This window comes from Desulfovibrio sp. UIB00, assembly GCF_022508225.1.
Taxonomy (GTDB): domain Bacteria; phylum Desulfobacterota; class Desulfovibrionia; order Desulfovibrionales; family Desulfovibrionaceae; genus Desulfovibrio.
The window spans coordinates 28,680-46,791 of the sequence record NZ_JAETXJ010000007.1 but is presented as its reverse complement, the minus strand read 5'-3'; the positions used below and the strand labels follow the sequence as shown (position 1 = coordinate 46,791).

At 57.8% G+C, this 18,112-nt stretch carries 10 protein-coding genes; 7 read left to right on the top strand and 3 right to left on the bottom strand.

Going from position 1 to position 18,112, the window contains the following annotated elements; translation table 11 throughout:
* The first annotated feature begins 29 nt into the window (after positions 1–29).
* From JMF94_RS11480 to JMF94_RS11450, 7 genes are all read left to right on the top strand, one after another.
* Positions 30–1,454 (top strand): LuxR C-terminal-related transcriptional regulator, encoded by a 1,425-nt coding sequence (locus JMF94_RS11480; protein ID WP_240825234.1) that lies wholly within the window; start codon positions 30–32, stop codon positions 1,452–1,454.
* 211 nt (positions 1,455–1,665) lie between these two features.
* Positions 1,666–2,229, top strand: a complete 564-nt coding sequence (locus JMF94_RS11475; protein WP_240825233.1) for a molecular chaperone TorD family protein — start codon at positions 1,666–1,668, stop codon at positions 2,227–2,229.
* On the top strand, positions 2,222–4,492 hold the full coding sequence (locus tag JMF94_RS11470; protein WP_240825232.1) for a molybdopterin-dependent oxidoreductase: 2,271 nt from the start codon (positions 2,222–2,224) through the stop codon (positions 4,490–4,492). Before JMF94_RS11475 ends, JMF94_RS11470 begins: the two co-directional genes overlap by 8 nt.
* Complete coding sequence (locus tag JMF94_RS11465) at positions 4,489–5,046, top strand: 4Fe-4S dicluster domain-containing protein (RefSeq protein WP_022659675.1); 558 nt, start codon at positions 4,489–4,491, stop codon at positions 5,044–5,046. The genes JMF94_RS11470 and JMF94_RS11465 overlap by 4 nt, the downstream gene beginning before the upstream one ends.
* Before the next feature lie 4 nt (positions 5,047–5,050).
* A complete protein-coding gene (locus JMF94_RS11460; RefSeq protein WP_240825231.1) occupies positions 5,051–5,839 on the top strand; it encodes a DmsC/YnfH family molybdoenzyme membrane anchor subunit in 789 nt (262 codons plus the stop codon).
* Between the two features lie 263 nt (positions 5,840–6,102).
* A complete protein-coding gene (locus JMF94_RS11455; protein ID WP_240825230.1) occupies positions 6,103–7,677 on the top strand; it encodes an alkaline phosphatase in 1,575 nt (524 codons plus the stop codon).
* Between the two features lie 113 nt (positions 7,678–7,790).
* Positions 7,791–9,068, top strand: coding sequence for a YibE/F family protein (locus JMF94_RS11450; protein WP_346770020.1), 1,278 nt, complete (start codon positions 7,791–7,793; stop codon positions 9,066–9,068).
* 95 nt (positions 9,069–9,163) lie between these two features.
* On the opposite strand, the gene JMF94_RS11445 is transcribed toward JMF94_RS11450, so the two are convergent.
* The 3 genes from JMF94_RS11445 to JMF94_RS11435 form a co-directional block, all read right to left on the bottom strand.
* On the bottom strand, positions 9,164–13,138 hold the full coding sequence (locus tag JMF94_RS11445; RefSeq protein WP_240825229.1) for a transporter substrate-binding domain-containing protein: 3,975 nt from the start codon (positions 13,136–13,138) through the stop codon (positions 9,164–9,166).
* 225 nt (positions 13,139–13,363) lie between these two features.
* The gene (locus tag JMF94_RS11440) at positions 13,364–15,601 is read right to left on the bottom strand and encodes a methyl-accepting chemotaxis protein (protein ID WP_240825228.1); all 2,238 of its coding nucleotides are present in this window, start codon (positions 15,599–15,601) and stop codon (positions 13,364–13,366) included.
* Between the two features lie 697 nt (positions 15,602–16,298).
* Positions 16,299–18,059, bottom strand: a complete 1,761-nt coding sequence (locus JMF94_RS11435; RefSeq protein WP_240825227.1) for a methyl-accepting chemotaxis protein — start codon at positions 18,057–18,059, stop codon at positions 16,299–16,301.
* Positions 18,060–18,112 lie beyond the last annotated feature (53 nt).

The window sequence follows — 18,112 nt, the reverse complement described above, 5'->3', positions numbered from 1 at the left end:
TTGCAATCCCCATGCGCGTTAAGGCAGTCATGTCAAAAGCGATTTCCCAAAGTCATACATCCCACCCTGCGGAGCAGAACGCATCTTCCGGTCTTTTTGACCTGAGTTGCGAGGAGTGGCAGTGCGCGCTTGGCGCGGTGAACCACTTTGACGACTGCGCCGAGGTCTTCCTCGGGCAGTGGACGCTGCGCATGAAAGCTGCGGGCTACCTGTCCTTTACCACTGCCCGGCGGGAAGACTGCATGACCTCCTGCGACGGGCTGCTGGACGCGGTGAAAGGCCATGCCGACCGCGACACCCCGCCCACCTTCGAGGTGCTGCGCACCAATGCCGACGGCTGGGCCGATGCGCTGAAAAGTTCGGGCCTGCGCCATCTGAGGCGGGGCATCACCAGCAGCATGTTTCTGGGCTGCTACAAAACGTTTACCCTGTCGGTGCAGGATGCCCTTGAGGCCTTGCCGCGCCTTTCGCCAGAGGTCACGGAACGGGCAGCGGCTCTGGCCGCCCGGCTGGTGGAGATTTACAGCCAGGCTTTTGAAATCGTGTGGATGGAAACCTGCATGCAGGCCGCCCAGAGCGCCCGCACCTTTGATCAGGATGATCTGTTCCGCCTGCTGACGGTGGAAAAATGCCGTTTTGAGAATATATTCAACGCCACGTCCGACGGCGTGCTGGTCATGGATTCCGCCTGCCGCATAGTCACCGCCAACCGCTCCTTGCGGCAGTACGCGGGCGAGAACCTTGAAGGCAAATACATCTGGGATGCGCTCGGCCTGGAAGAAGCAGACGCCAAGACATTCTTCGCCCGCTACAAGGTGGGGCAGACTGTCGAGATTTCCCCTTTCGGCAATGGCTTGGTGTTCCGGCTTTCCATGGCTTCGCTGGGCGATCTGAGCATGGCAAGCTCCGGCGACTTTTTGCTCCTGCTGACCAACATAACGCCGCATGTGCTGCACAGGGAAATGCTCGAAGACGCGGTGCAGCGGCAAACGCAGGATCTTCAGCAGGAAAAGCAGCGTCTTGAAGAGCTGAATATCACCCTGCGCAACGTGCTGCGGCATGTTGAGGAAGAGCGCTGCCAGCAGAGCGATGAACTGGCGGAAAACGTGCGCAACTTCCTGTGGCCCGCCCTGGCGGAGCTGGGCAAAGAGCAGGATGCCGCAGCCCGCAAGCAGGGGATCGAGCTTGCGCGCGAGCAGCTTGAGCGCATCCTTGGCGGCACTGGCTCCGCGCAGGAGCAGATGGTTAAGGACAAGGGGCTGAGCAAGCTGACCCTTGCCGAGCTTAAAATCTGCCAGTGGATTCAGACCGGGCGCACGACCAAGGAGATTGCCGCCATCCTACGCATTTCGCCGGAGACAGTGCAGACCCACCGCAGAAACATCCGCCGCAAACTTGGCGTGCGCGGGCACGATACACAGCTTGCCATGTACCTGATTACCAGTCAGGCCTGAGGCTCTGCCGGATTGCATCCGTAGCCCGGCGCTTCTTCACTTCACTCCTTCGCTTTTCCCTTTCTACCCAATCCCGATTAATCGGGTATAGCTGTATACCCGATCTCTCACCAAACATTCACTCTGGCGCACTGCACACAGAGCGGGCATTTTACTAACGTATCAAAATGCTCGTGATGCCTCGCTTGGGGCATCCTGCCCGGAGGCTTGAATGTCCCCATCATTATCAGAAATGCAGGCTCTGGCTCAGGCCCTGCGCGACTTTTTCAGCAGCACAAATGCTGACGCGCTGGCTGCGGCGGCCACGCGTTTTGCTCCCGTGGAAATCCTGCCCGACAGCATAAACTGGCAGGCGGAGGAATACGCCTTTAACCGGCTGTTTGTGGGGCCGCAGGCCGTGCCTGCGCCGCCTTATGCCTCGGTGTATCTGGAGGCGGAACCCCGGCTTATGGGTAATGCCGCAACAGATATGCGCGAAATATTGCAAGCCCTTGGCCTTGCCGCGCCTGATGGTCAGCCGGACGACTTCATCGCCTGCGAGCTGGAAGCCTGGGGCATGCTGACCTTGCTGTTGCGCCCCGAGTGTGGCGCCCCCCTGCGCGTCCATGCCCGCGAAGCCCTTGCCTGGCTTGTGGATGAGCACATGGCGCGGTGGCTTCCCGCTTTTGTGGAAAGGGCACGCAAGACGGACGCGCCCACGCCCGCAATACAGGCGGCCCTGCGCTGTCTTGAATATTGGCTGTGTCATTGTACGCAAAGGAGTATGTATGCATAAATCTGATTGCTCAAAAGAAAGGCGCGGCTTCCTTAAAGGATTGCTGGCAACAGGGGCTGCGGGCGCGCTTGGCGGCGTTTCCGGTTCGTTGCTCCTGCCTGCGCGCAGCGAGGCAAAACCCTTTGACCCTTCGGCCTATCAGGTGTTTCGCAACGCCTGCCCCCGCAACTGCTACGATACATGCAGCATTAAGACCTACGTCAAGGACGGCATCGTGCAGTTTGTGGAGGGCGCGCCGGAATCCTCCTTCACGCAGGGGGCCTTGTGCGTAAAGGGCTATTCCTATCCCCGGCGGGTCTACAGCCCTGACCGCATCAAATATCCCATGATTCAGGAGGGCCGTGGCTCGGGCAACTGGCGCAGAATCAGCTGGGATGAAGCCATGGACCGGATTTCGGACAAGATTCTGGAGCTGAAGAAAAAGGACGGCAACCTGCTGGGGCTGGGCCTTACCAAATATTCCGGCAACTTCGGCATCACCAACTACGGCGTGGAAGGCATGATGTCTTCCCTCGGCTACACCAGCCGTTTTGTGGGCACGCCCTGCTGGCCTGCGGGCATTGACGCCCAGAACTACGACTTCGGCGATATGTGGTGCAACGACCCGGAAGACATGGTCAAGGCCAAGTACATCATCGTGTGGGGCGCAAATCCGGCATGGTGTTCCATGCACTCCATGAAGTACATCTACGAGGCCCGGCAGAAGGGCGCCAAGGTGGTGGTTATTGACCCCATCTTTACCCAGACGGCGGCCAAGGGCGATGTGTACTGGCAGGTGCGCGCGGGCGGCGATGGGGCGCTTGCGCTCGGCATGGCCCGGCATCTGCTGGATTCTGGTCTTGTAGATCTGGATTTTGTCAAAAACCGGGCCGTGGGCTTTGACGAATTTGCGGCCTACCTGCGGGCCAATGTCACCGTGGAGTGGGCGGCGCAGGTTTCTGGCGTGCCCGCCCATGAAATCCGCGCAGTGACGGAAGAATTTGCTTCGGCCCACCCCGCGACCGTGTGGATTGGCTACGGCATGCAGCGCCACACCAACGGCGGGGCCATGGTGCGCGCCGTGGATGCCTTTGTGGCCATGACAGGCAACGTGGGTGTTGAGGGCGGCGGCGCTCGCTACGGGCATCTGCAAACCTGGGGGTTCAACTACCACGCCATGACGCAGCAGCGCCCCGCAGGCTCCAGGGGTTTTGTGGGCGGCGGCGGCCCCAAGGGCGAGTTTGATTTTGGCGGCGGGGAAAAGACCGCCTACACCGACCGCTCCCTGAACATCAACAGGATTGCCCAGGAAATTCTGGATGCCAAGGATCCCGAGCTGAAAATGCTCTGGATATCCTGCAAAAATCCCTTTGCGCAGGATTTCGACCGCAACAAGCTGGAGCGGGCCTTCAAAAAGCTGGATATGGTTGTCTCCGTTGAGCAGTTCTTTACGGAAACCGTGCGCCATTCCGACATCGTGCTGCCGGTGACAACACTTTTTGAGGAGTGGACGATCAACGTATCGTACTGGCACTACTGGCTTTCGCTTAACGAACAGGCCATCAAGCCCATGCACGAGGCGCGCTCGAACATCGAAATCGCGGCGGCCCTCTCCCGCGCCATGAACCGCAAGGAATCCGGGTCGTGTACCTTCCCGCAGGAAGTGGACGGCAAGGAATGGATGGCGAAGGAATGCAACAAGGGCATTTACGACCTGTTTGGCATCCCCAGCTGGGAGGCGCTGCGTCAGGGGCCGGTCAAGGCCAAGCGCAAATCCTCTGCCGCATGGCCGGAAGGCACCTTCAAAACGCCCTCGGGCAAGTACGAGTTCAAGTCCGACCTCTGCGCCAAAAACGGCTTCAAGGCCCTGCCCGAATTTGTGGAAGGGCGCAAGGCCTCTGGGCCGTTTCGGCTGCTGACTCCGCATGTGCAGTTTGGCCTGCACTCCCAGTTTATCAACCTGGACTGGATGGAAAATTTCTATCCCGAGCCATATGTCTACATCCACCCCAAGGCGGCGCAGGAGCGCGGCATCAGGGATATGGCCATGGTCAAGGTGTTCAACGGCATCGGCGAGGTGCGCCTGCGGGCGCGGCTCAGCACCAACGTGGCTACGGATTGTCTGGTCATGTACGAGGCATGGTTCCGCAAGCTCGACTTTAACGTGCAGAACCTTGTGGACGATTGCTCGTCAGACATGGGGGCCATGAAAACCGGTTCGCCGGGTGTTGCAATCCACGATCAGTTTGCAGACGTGATTGCGGTGAGCGGAGGCTTGGCATGAGTAAAAGACGCGCGTTCTTGATGGATATGGATAAGTGTATTGGCTGCCGCTCTTGCGCCATGGCCTGCAAAAACTTCAACCAGCTGGAGCCGGACATGGTCTGGCGGCAGGTGTATCCGCTGGACGAGGCCATTTATCCGCACCACGACAGGGCCTTTCTTTCGCTGGCGTGCAACCATTGCGAGCATCCCGCCTGTATGGATGCCTGCCCGACGTCTTCGTACGAAAAGCGGCCTGACGGCGTGGTCGTGCACCACAAGGAAACCTGCATCGGCTGCACCAACTGCATCCGCTCCTGCCCTTATGGCGCGCCGCGCTTCAACAAGGCGGAAAAGCATGCGGAAAAATGCAGCATGTGCCATGAGCGCCTCGATGCCGGACTGTTGCCCGCCTGCGTGCAGGGTTGCCCCACTGGCGCGCTGGAGCTTGTGGATCTGGAGCAGTTTGACGATACCAACGCCGTGCAGAATCCGGCTGGCTACCCTGCCATGCCGCGCCTTAATCCTTCCACCCGGTTTATCCTGCCCAGGATGCCGCGTCAGGTCAGGGGGTAAAACCATGCATTATGAATTCCCTCTTGTCTTTTTTACGGTGCTTACCCAGCTTGCCGTGGGCATGGCCGTATTTGCGGCATTTGGAATGCTGCGCCCCGCTGCCGGGGCCGTAACCTCGGCCTCCAGACAGACCGCAGGAGTTAATCCTCTTGGCAGCAAGGAATGGTACGTTGTGGCCGGGGCCGCCCTGCTCGGGCTGGCGGCTTCCATGCTGCATCTGGCCCAGCCCTGGCGCGCCGCAACGGCGCTTACCAATATGGGCGGTTCCTGGCTCAGCAGGGAAGGGCTGGTATTCGGCCTGTTCGCCGCGCTGGCCTGCCTTTGCTGCTTCAAGCCTTCGCGCCTGCTGTGCGTACTCACTGCCTTGGCGGGGCTTGCGGGTATCATCATGCAGGGCATGACCTATGCCGTCATCTCCATGCCTGCCATCAGCAACGGCGTACCCATGCTGCTCTTCGCCCTTACCAGCCTTTCGCTGGGCGCGGCCTTTGCGCAAAACCGGGTTGGGGTGCTGCGGGTGTTTCTGGGTATGCTCATGGCGGTGCTGCTGATTGTGCCCTGCGTGTGGGCCTCCGGCGGTACGATCATGCAGGCCACGGCCCGTGCGTGGCTGGCTTCGCCCCTGTTCTGGGGCGGACTGGCGCTGCTGGGCGCGGCCTTTGGGTTGACCTACGCGGCGCGGCAACGCGCCTGCGCGCTTGGCCTGCTGGTGTTCTGCGCCGTGCTGCTCAGCCGCATCGTCTTTTTCAAGGATACCATCCACACCGCTACAGGCCTTGGCTTGCCCTACTAACACGCTGACAACGCCTTATGTGAACGGCCTGTCCGCTGCTGCGGACAGGCCGTTTTTGCGTTGCCTTGCATGTCAAGGGTGCGGTAACAGGTTCCACATTGCCCGTCGTCACGCAACATGCGGCTGCCCGTAACGCGGGCGTCACCCGCATGGGCGAGCGTTAGCCCATTGCAGAGCCCGCAGGCAGCCTTGTATGATTTTGGGGAAGGCTGGCCGATTTTCGGGGGCTTTCCACCATTGCTTTTATGCAGGAGGTTCGGGTCATGGCCCAGTTTCGTTGGCACAATGTCGCACGCGCGGCTTTTGTTCTTTGCGTCATGCTGTTCGGCTTTATGGGGGTTGCCCATGCGGGGCAGGCCAAGTACGTCATTCTGCTCATAGGCGATGGCATGGGCATGGCCCAGCGCAACGCGGCGGAGCTGTATCTGGCTGCGCAAAAGGGCGACACCACCCCCGGCATCGTCAAGCTCAACATGAGCCAGCTGCCCGTGCAGGGCGCAACCACCACATATTCCATTGATTCGCTCATTACGGATTCCGCCGCTGCCGGAACCGCCATGGCCTGTGGCGTCAAGACCACCAATCGTGGCCTTGGCGTGGACGGCAAGAACGTACCGGTGGTTTCCATTGCCGAGATGGCGCGCGACAAGGGCATGAAGGTGGGCATAGTGACCACCGTGTCGCTCGACCACGCCACGCCCGGTTCTTTTTACGCGCATCAGCCCAGCCGCAAAAATTATTACGAAATCGGCCTTGAACTGGCTGCGAGCCGCATGGATTATTTTGCTGGCGGCGGTTTTCTTGATCCTGCCGGCAAAAAATCCAAGATGGAAGGCGACAAGCGCAACGTGCTGGACGCCATCCGCGCCAATGGATTCCACTATGTGAACAGCGCGCAGGATTTCCGCTCGCTCAAGCCCGGCAAGGAACGCGTGGTGTTCGTCAATCCGCGCCTCCAGGACGAATCCGCCATGACCTACGCCATGGATGCCGCCAAGGACGACGTCTCGCTGGCCGAGATGTCGCGCAAGGGTTTTGAACTGCTGGACAATCCCAACGGCTTTTTCATGATGATTGAAGGCGGCAAAGTGGACTGGGCCTGCCATGCCAACGACGCCGTAAGCTCCATCACCGATGTGCTGGCCTTTGACGCCGCCGTGGCCGAGGCCATGCAGTTCATGCGCAGCCACCCGGATGACACCCTGGTCATCGTAACGGGCGACCACGAAACCGGCGGCATGTCCATCGGCTTTGCGGGCACCAAGTACGATTCGTACCACACCCGCCTGAAAAACCAGAAGATATCCTACGTGGCCTTTGACGAAAAATTCAACACCTTCCGCAAGGCCAATCCGCAGGCAAAGCTGGAAGACGTGCTGCCTCTGGTGAAGGAAAACTTTGGCCTCGTGGTGCTTTCTGATGCCCAAGCCGCCGCCTTGCCCAAGGATGGCGACGCTGCGGGCATGGTGCTGAAACCCTACGAGGTGGACGAGCTGCGCGCGGCCTTTGAACGCAGCATGAAGGGCGGCGACAGCAAGAACCTTTCGGATCAGGATTACCTGCTCTACGGCGAATATGAGCCCTTCACCGTCACCCTTACCCACCTGCTCAACCAGAAGTCGGGCATCGCGTGGACAACGTATTCCCACACGGGCGTTCCGGTGCTGACCTCTGCCGGAGGCGTGGGCGCTGAGCGCTTTGGCGGGTTTTACGACAATACGGATATCTTTGCCCGTATGGCTGAAATCATGGGGATGAAGAAACCTTCCGCCGCTGTCAGCCCTGCCGCAAATACTGCTGCCAGCCCGGCAGTCCGGCTGGCGGCAGCTGGCAACTAGCGCGTAGGGAAGTGTATTTTGCAGGCCGGGCGGCGGGGTTATATGCCTGCTGTCCGGCCTGTTTGTTATGGCGTAATAAAGGCAAAAGGCACGAGTGCAGCACAGGAGTCATCATGGCGCAGCAGGGTGAAGAAAACAAACTGTCGGGCAGCACTGCGGATGTAACCGGGGCAGATCAGGCGCATCCGCAAATACAGGCTCAATCAATGGCTCCGATGCTGACCAGGGCCGCCGCAGGGCATATGCCCTTGCGTTCCACCCGGCGCGATGCCCTGCTGTGCGTGGTGCTGGGGCTGGCCTGCCTTGCGCTGTATCTGCTGCCCACGGGTTTTGAAAACCGTCTGCCGGATAATGCGGTGCGCTGTCGTGCAATGGTGCTGAGCGTGGATAATGAGCGGGTGCACCAGTACGGCATTGTACGCATGGGTACGCAATATGTGACCATGCGCGCCATTGATGGCCCCTACGCAGGACAGACATGGCAGGCGGGCAACGATCTGGTGGGCAAGATGGAGCTGGATAAAGTATTCGCCCCCGGCGACACAGCCCTGATGGTGCTTACCCTGCGGGATGGCAAGGTGGCTGATGTCGTGGCGCAGGATCACTATCGGCTGCACACGCAGGCAGTGGCCTTTGGCATCTTTGCCCTGTTGCTGCTGGCCTTTGCCGGGGCCACAGGTCTCAAGGCGCTGCTCTCCTTTGTATTTTCTGCCCTGATGATATGGAAGGCGCTGGTTCCGGCCCTGCTGCGCGACGTGGATCCCATCCTGCTAGGACTGGGCGTTACCACGGCCATAACAGCCGCAACCATCCTGCTTGTGGGCGGCATGAACCGGCGCGGGCTGGCTGCCTGGCTCGGCTCCCTGCTGGGCATTGGCGCGACCTGTGCGCTTGCGCTGGCTTTTGCAGGGCCGTTCCAGCTGCACGGGGCCGTGCGCCCCTATGCGGAAACCGTGCTCTATTCCGGCTATCCGCATCTGAACATGACGCGCATCTTTCTTGCCAGCATATTCATGGCTTCTTCCGGCGCGCTGATGGATCTCGCCATGGATGTGGCTGCCAGCATGGCCGAGTTGGCGGCGCAGAACCCCGGCATTTCCCGCCGTGCGGCGCTGGCCTCGGGCCTGCGGGTGGGCCGCGCCGTTGTGGGCACTATGACCACAACCTTGCTGCTGGCCTACTCCGGCGGTTATATCGCCACCTTGATGCTGTTCATGGCACAGGGCATCCCGCTGGAAAACGCCCTCAATCTGCCCTTTGTTTCCGCTGAAATCATGAACACACTGGTTGGCAGTATCGGGCTTGTGACGGTTGCGCCCTTTACCGCGCTCACAGGCACATGGCTGCTCATACGGCCCGGGCATGCAAACAGCGCCAGCGCAGAGGCGTGAGACAACGGACCCAGAGTAATCGGGCCTAACGAATTTGATGCAGTGGATGGGAAGCAGCAGAGAGGAGTCAGTGCGAAGGGCAAGGAGACAGGGCTTTACAAATCGACTGTTTGCCGTGGGTCGTTCGCATCGGATTTGCGGCACCAGCGCATGGCAACTTCTGTTAGAGCCGTGGGGTCGATGGGCTTGGAAATGTGGTCGTTCATGCCAGCCTTGAGGCATTTTTCCCTGTCGCCCACCATGCCGTGCGCCGTGAGGGCAATGATAGGCAGATGGCGGAATCCAGGCGTGGCGCGTACCATGCGTGTTGCCTCAAACCCGTCCATTTCGGGCATCTGTATGTCCATGAAAACAGCCGCGTACGCACTCTTGTAAATCATGTCCACGGCAATGCGGCCATTATCGGCAATATCCACCACAAGGCCCATGCCTTCCAGCAGTTCCTTGGCCACAATCTGGTTGATTTCATTATCTTCAGCCAAAAGCACACGCTGACCTCCCAGGCCCTCTATAAGCCTTGGCAGCTCGTTGCCAGCCAGCAGGCTGTATTCTGCCTGCTGGTTGCTGCGCGTGGCCTCCTGAATGGCGCGCAGCAATGTTGTTCTGCAAACAGGTTTGCAGAGAACATGATTGATGCCCAGGGCGGTTGCCTGCGCATTGAGTTTGCCCAGATTATGGACCCCGGTCAGGACGATAATGGGCATGTTCTGCAATTTTTTCAGCCGGGCTGCGGCTTTCAGATTGTTTTTTTCAGACTGGTTGCAGTCGATCAGCGCGACTTCGTAGGCCATGCCTGCCTTGGCGGCTTTTGCGGCAACGCGTGCGCCCTGAGTGCCGTCTGCCGCTTCGCCGTATTGCAGCCCAAGGGCTGCGAGACTTTGCCCCAGTTTTTCCCTCTGGGCGCTGTCGCTGTTAATCACAAGGGCGCGCAGGCCAGAGAGCGCCTTCACCTCCGGCAGTGTGGCAGGGCCAGCCGGGGGCAGGTCAAAGGATGCGGTAAAGAGAAATGTACTGCCCAGATCTGGTTTGCTTTCAACAGTGATCGTGCCCCCCATCATTTCCACAAGCCTCTTGGAAATGGAAAGCCCCAGACCTGTGCCGCCGAACCGCCGTGTTGTGGACATATCGGCCTGCGAAAATGCGTGGAACAGCTTTTGTTTCTGCTCTTCCGACATGCCCACGCCAGTATCGCGGATGCTGAAAAGCAGAGTTATTTTGTTGCCCACGGCTTCACACCGCTGCACCCGCACGCACACTTCGCCCTGATCGGTAAACTTGATGGCGTTGCCCACAAGGTTGATAAGCACCTGCCCCAGCCGCAGAGGGTCGCCCATAAGAGTGAAGGGAACGTCCGGCTCCACGTCAATCAGCAGTTCGACCTTGCTTTCGGCCAGTTTGACAATGTCGAGGCTTGCCAGCCCTTGCAGCACTTCGTCCAGCTCAAAGTCCACATGCTCAATATCCATGCGGCCCGCTTCAATCTTTGAAAAATCCAGAATGTCATTGATGATGCGCAGCAGCGATTTGGCGGAATCCTTGATGCTGGAGAGGTAGCTGTGTTGCTTGCCCGTGAGTTTGGTTTGCAGGGCAAGATAGGCCATGCCGATAACGGCGTTCATGGGAGTGCGGATTTCGTGGCTCATATTCGCCAGGAATTCGCTCTTGGCTCGGTTGGCTTCTTCCGCAGCCCGCGCGGCCTTTTGCATGGCGCGCTGGCTTTTTACAAGCTCTGTGACATCGCGGCAGTCTTCAATGGCCCCCAGCAGTTCCCCTTCTGGCGAAAGAAAGGGCGTAGCCACAACATCGCAGTAAATCTCATCACCGTTCTTGCGGCGGCGCATGGTGGTTTCCGCAGCTTTGGGCGCGCCGTTCAGCACTCGCGTAACTGCGCATGTGGCGCATTTTTCTGAATTTCGCGTATAGTCGGAACAGCGAACGCCGATCACTTCTTCCCGGCTGAACCCGTGCAATTTCAGAAAGGCATCGTTGGCCTGCAAGACAATGTGATTGGTGTCCAGCACGCGCATGGCACTGCCTGCGGCATTGAATATCTGGGTCATCTCTGTCTGCGTGCGCAGGGCCTGCCGCTCGGCCTTGCGCCTTTCGGTAATGTCTGTGGCAGTAATGACAATGCCAAAGATGTTGCCGTGGTCGTCCTTAAGCGGAACCTTGCAGGTGTCAAGATCCCGCAGGTCGCCACTGGCATTGCGGTAGGACTCTTCACAGGTAAGTGGTTCGCCGGTTTTCAGGATTTCTGCATCAGCAAGCGTTGCGGCAGCGGCTATTTCCGGGGGCAGGTTGTCTTCGTTCCGTTTGCCGATCATGGCCTCTGCCGGGCGGCCTATAAATCGTTCAAACTGGCGGTTGACCAGTACATATCTGCCAGCCGTGTCGATCAGCATGACCATGCTCGGCTGATTATCCATAACAGTTTTAAGCTGCCGCTCCCGTTGGCGCAGGGCGCTTAAGGCAAGCTGGGTTGCCTGGCTTTCGCGCGCGAGTCTGTGGTTGGCAATCAGTATTACGCACAAAAAACTGCCCACAAGCAGGGCAACCACGCCGCCCACCTGCTTGATGCGTTCCCAGTCAATGTCTTTTTCAATCCGCAGGCTGCCCCAGCGCTGGGCCATTTCCAGCAGGTTGGTGTAGGGGATGCTCTCGTAGGCTTTTTCAAAAATCCTGGGGAGTTCTGGCCAGTCAGAGCGAAAGGCAATCTGCGCCGCATAACGCAGATCGGGCAGCCGGGTATGCCTGAGGTCGTTGCGTTCGCCGTTGGTCAGAAAAAAACTGACGGAAACAGAAAGGCCCACCACAGCATCGTAGCGCCCTGAACGCAGGCCATTAAGGGCATCATCCATGACTTGCAGGGGTACCACAATGGCGCTGGGCACGAGTTTTTCCAACTGGATTGCCACGCCGGGATATGCCAGCACGGCTACGGTCTTTTTTGCCAGGTCACGGGGGCTGGTAACAGAAAAGCCTGCATTGGCCCTGATGACCACATCCAGCGGCAGATAGAACAACAGGCTGTGCTGGTGCGTATTCTCATGCGCAGGCGGCAGCTTTTCGCTGAAGGGCACCACGTCTGTCTGCTGGGTCGCCAGATTCGTGCTCAGATTTCGGGTAGAGGCTTCGGGCTGGGGGATAATTTCCACACCCAGAATTCCTGCGACTGCGCGGAGAATATCCGCGCTGATGCCGTCAAACTGCCCCTGCCTGTTGGTAAAGGCCAGCGGTGCTCCATCCTTAAGAAAACCAACGCGCCAGCGCGAATGCGTCTCAAGCCACTGGCGTTCATGCGGGCTGAGGTTCAGGGGGCGGCGCACCCTGTTTGTTTCCCTCATGGCAGGAACGCGCACCCAGTATTCCTCAAGGGCGATGAGTTCCGCTCGGGGAATTTGGGTCATACCCTGTTCCACAAGCTCCAGAGTGCCCATGTCGCCTTTGCGTACTCCCGGCCGAAGGGTATCCTCCAGCAGCGGGAAAGGCTCTGTGGAAAACTTTTCGTTGAGTCCCAGGCGGTCGATGGCACTGATAAGCGGCAAGAGCGGCCCGGCAACGCCTTGAGCCAGGCCGCCGCCCACAGCCATGATCATGTCCTTGAAGGATGCCAGCGACAAAAGGCGCAGGGTGGGGTAGCGGGTGCGCAGATGGGTTTCAAGGATGGTACCCTTGAGGGTGGCGATGACCGGCGCGGGAGTGCTGTCCAGATCAGCGTTGACACCCGAAGCCATAATGATCACGCCGCGCGAGGGAAAGAGCGCTGGGCCGAAATCCAGCAGCAGGGAGCGGGTGGCGGTGCGAAAAAGCCCGCCGTGGATATGCGATTGACCGGAGCGGACATCGGTTAGCAAGTCAGGCCATTCCCCCATGCGAAATTTGACGTCTCGCCCGACTTTCTCGCCCCAAAGTCGCCAGATGTCCACAAGCAAGCCTGATGGTTCGCCGAACATGGATACAAAGGAATAAGGTTCGTTTTCACGGGGTAGGGAAACAATGATCGGGTCTTGGCTGTCGGCTGCCAGAGCGCGGGCAGGAATTGCGGCGGTCGTAATGGATGCGATCGCCATAAAAAGCAATATTCCAGCAATAAAGCCGCGCATAGAATTCCTGGGCCGTTGGAGTTGCGTGTCTGTCAGGCTTGCCAGCAGTTTCAAAATAACATTTTAAAAAATGCAGCATCGCTGATTGGAAAATATTCTCCTAGGTTAATGCAGTGAAAGTGAAGGTGTGTCAATGGGTTGCCCGGCCTCAGCGCGAGAAAAAGCCGGGCAACCCATTATGAATTGCTATGTTTAGTTCTGTGTCTTCATTTCGTGAATAAGATTTTGCAGTACTTTTGACTGCTGCGCAAGTTCAGACACGGCACTAGATGCCTGTTCCATGGCCTGAGCTGTTTCAGCAGAAATTGCAGAAACCTGTTCAACTGACTTGTTTATTTCTTCGCTGGCGGCAGATTGCTGCTCACTTGCAGTCGCAATGGACTGTACCTGGTCGTTAACCTGTTCCACAAGGTGGAATATCTGGCTCAAGGCTTCGCCGGAACGTACAGAAAGATCTGTAGCGCTTTCGATGGTTACGGCAGCCTTGTCCACGTTGGCAATGTTTTTGCGGGTGCCTTCCTGAATGTCGCGGATGGCCTGTCCCACTTCCTGCGTGGCGGCCATGGTCTTTTCTGCCAGTTTGCGCACTTCATCGGCCACCACCGCAAACCCGCGCCCGGCATCGCCAGCGCGGGCGGCCTCAATGGCGGCGTTAAGGGCCAGCAGGTTGGTCTGGTCGGCAATGTCGGCGATCACATTCATAATCTGCCCAATGCCTTCGGCCTGCTTGCCAAGGGCGTTCATGTCTTCCTTGATGGCCAGCGACTGATCCCGGACAGTTTCAATGCCCTTGACCGCATCGCTCACGATATTGGAGCCTTCAAGGGCCTTTTGCTTGGTCTGGGTGGATGCGTCCGCTGCCTGCTGGGCGTTGCGGGCCACTTCAAGTACGGTGGCGTTCATTTCTTCCATGGCTGTGGCGGTTTCGCGCACACGTCCGGACTGCTCGTCCGCGCCACGGCTCGATTGTTCGATCTGGGATGAAAGCTGCTGCGAGGCCGCAGTGACGATTTCCACAACGCCTTCAAGCTGCCCGGCAGCATGTAGCATGCCCTCGGCCTTGGCCCGCTCGGCCTGAGCCTTGGCGGCGTTGGCCTCCTGCATGGCGGCCTGCGCTTCTTTCATTGCTTTTTGAGCTTCTTCGCCCTTGGCGTGCGCCTCGGCGATCATTGCTTGCAGATTGGCAACCATGGTGCGCAGAGAGTTGGCCAACACGCCGATTTCGTCCTGCTGGTTCACCACCAGTTCCCCGCTGAAATCGCCTGCGGCAACGCCTTCGGCGTAGTTCTTGGCCCTGATGAGCGGCCGCGTGAGGGAACCCGCAAAGAACCACAGGCAGATTATGCCCAGCAGGGCCACGCCTGCGCCGACCATGATCTGATTGAATGCATCGTTTTTGGCGCGCTCGTTGAGTTGCGCCTCAAGGGCATCGGCATCAGCCAGCACAACATCTCTGGGCAACTTGACAAGTACAGACCAGAACTTGCCTGAGCGACCGAGCTTGACCGGGGCGTATGCCACAATGGACTTGCCGTCCACACTCAGCCCGGCATAGGCCTTGCCGTCACGCACGTTGGGCATGACCTTGTCTGCATTGGGCAAGCCATTGCTCAATGCTTTGCCGACCATTGAGGCGTCGCCGCTGTTGGCAACTACCAGACCGTCATAGCTGATAATGAATACATCGCCCTTGCCGCCGTAGATTTTGGCATCAACATCTTCTGCCATCTTCTGCAAAAAGGTGAGCCGCAGGTCTGTGCCGGAAACGCCAAGGAACTTGTTGTTTTCCTTGACGGGCACGGAGATTGTGGTCAGCCACTCTGTTTTGCCCTGCACAATGTAGGGGAAGGGGTCAAGCACGCTTTCCTTGCCGGTTTCCCTAGGGCCAAGGTACCAGCCGCCCTTGCGTACGCCGTTGGCGTGCTTGGCATCGCTTTCGTATTCCACAAGGGCCTGGCGGCTGATCTTGCCTGTTTCATCGCGGTTCCAGTATGTAATAAAGCGGCCCGATGCGTCGTGGGCTTCTGTATTGGCGTACAGGGCATCCATGCCGTCAAGGGCGTTTGGCTCCCATGCGGAATATGAACCCAGATATGTGGGGTTGTTATCAAGGTTGGCGCGCAGGATTTTGACAAAAAGATCGCGCAGGTGCTCGCTGCCGAGATTGGCGCGCAACACCTCGAAGATCTTTCCTGTTGTGCGTGCTGTGTCGATGTTGTCCTGAAGGGCAGTTTCCACAACGGATGCCCTGTCTGAAACCAGCGATTCAAGTGATGAAATGGCGCTTTTTTCCAGAAGCTGCGAAACGCGGTTGGAAACAAATTCCTTGGTGTTGCTGGTGGAGTACAGCCCGAAAGCCATCAGAATGGCAGCCGTGGCAATCAACCCGAGACCCGCAGCCAGCGCAATTTTTTGCTTGATAGAACGCATAAGTCCTTGCCCCCCTGAGATTGGCGCCGAAAAATCGGCACAGGATTGAACCTCTATGCTATGAACAAAATTATTATCTTTTGAGTGTGCAACCAATAAAAAACGGTATTCAACTAACTTATCGGCTGATTATGTAATAAGATTAGAGCGAAGAATATGGCTTGTAAAGAATGTAATTAGTTGGAGCTGGTTGTAAGGATGTGTAAAAAAAATTAACGAAATCGTATTTATAATTAAATTGTTTAAGAAAAATGAATTAATTGAAGTTTTGTTTGTAGTGAATGTAGATTTTAGAGCTTGAAAAAATATTGTGAATGTAGAACCTGTATAGTAGCGGCATACTATCTAACGGCAGGGTGGAGTTTAACAATTTGGGACTGTGCTATTGTGGCACGATGATACATTTTTGTATCGTACACCATTGCGGCACCGGAGGAAGGTGGGCCAGCACAGCAAAAAGCGCGGGGGAGAATTGGTTTTGTGTTGTTGGTCATGTCAACGCAAAGGGGCAGCAGGAGCCAGCTACGCCCCTGCTGCGCGAGTGCATATGGCGTGTGAGTATTTTCATCTCAACCCGCAGTCTTGCCACCCATGGCTGGGCAAACCCCGCAAAAGGGGGGTTGCCCAGAAGGTGTCTGTCAAAGCCGGAGGCAGGCGGTGGCAATAGGTGATTCTGCATGGTGCGAAGCAGCCCTGTCTAAGCGGCTTCACCCTGAGCCTTCATTTCAGCGATAAGGCCTTGCAGTACCTGTGATTGTTCCAGCAATTCGGAAACGGCGCGCGAGGCCTGCTCCATGGCCTGGGCGGTTTCCGCAGAAATAGTCGCCACCTGCTCCACAGACTGGTTTATTTCCTCACTGGCGGCGGACTGTTCTTCACTGGCAGTGGCGATGGACTGCACCTGATCGTTCACATGTTCCACAAGGGTGAGAATCTGTTGCAGGGAGTCGCCTGATTTTACAGAAAGCGTGGTGGCGCTTTCAATAGATGTCGCCGACTTGTCCACGTTTTCAATATTCTTGCGGGTGCCTTCCTGAATATCGCGGATAGCCTGGCCGACCTCCTGCGTGGCGGACATGGTTTTTTCCGCCAGTTTGCGCACTTCGTCAGCAACCACGGCAAACCCGCGTCCGGCATCGCCCGCGCGGGCGGCCTCAATGGCGGCGTTAAGGGCCAGCAGATTGGTCTGGTCTGCAATATCGGCGATCACGTTCATGACCTGCCCAATGCCTTCAGCCTGCTTGCCAAGGGCATTCATGTCTTCCTTGATGGCCAGAGACTGATTCCGGACTGTTTCAATGCCCTTGACCGCATCACTGACGATATTGGAGCCTTCAAGGGCCTTTTGCTTGGTCTGGGAGGAGGCGTCCGCCGCCTGCTGTGCGTTGCGGGCCACTTCAAGCACTGTGGCGTTCATTTCTTCCATGGCGGTGGCGGTTTCACGCACGCGGTTGGACTGCTCGTCAGCACCACGGCTGGACTGTTCGATCTGGGCGGAAAGCTGCTCGGAAGCGGTGTTGACAATACCCACAACGCTTTCAAGCTGGCGGGCGGCCTGCAACATGCCTTCGGCCTTAGCCCGCTCGGCCTGCTTGCGGGCAGCTTCTGCCTCAAGGGTTGCCTGCTGGGCTTTTTTCGACTCTTCCGCTGCCTCCAGGCCCTTTTGCTCGGCCTCGGCGATCTTGGTTTTCAGCGTGGTCACCATGTTCTTCATGGCGCCAAACACGCCCTGTTCCGTACGGGCCGGGTCAAAGCGCGCGTCCAGATCCCCACCAGCGATTGCCAGAGCCAGCTTTGAAAGTGAGGCGGGTTCATCACCCAACTGGCGCAGCATGTTGCGGGCCATATAAAAGCCCAGTCCAAGGCCCACCAGCACAGAGGCAATGATGCCAATAATGGTGATGAGGCGCGAGGTCTCATACATGCGCGTGCTTTCGTGGTTCAGCTCATCAGCGCGCATAAGCTTGAAGTCGACGACCTTCTGAATGTCTTGGGCCAGAATGCCCACAGCTTGCCGGGCCTGGGTGGTGGAAAGCTTTTGCGCCTGCTCGTTCATGGCGGCATCGCTAGTTTTGCCGAGTTCGACAACTTTATCATGTACGGCAAGCCACGTCTGGGCAGATTGCAATGCCTTGCTGCACAAAGCCTTGCCTTCGCCCGAGGTAAAGTACTTGGGCAGAGTTTGCATCATGCCTTCAAACACGTTGCGTTCTTTTGCAAGAATATCAAGATATCGCTGAATTTCTGCATCGTCATTGGTCAGAATAATATTTTTTTCTTCCCGCACAATTCTGAGGGCACTGATATTCATTGCACGGGCTGCATCAAGCCCTTTGACGTGCATGCTATAAAGGGTGTCAATATCATCTGATAGCCTGCTAAGGTTGCTTACCGCATACATACCTACAGCAACAGTAAACAATGAAAGAATCAGTGATAGGCCAAATAATTTTTGCATAGTCGTAAGTTTAATCATTTTCCCCTCCGCGTCAGGGACGTGGTTGGTTGTGT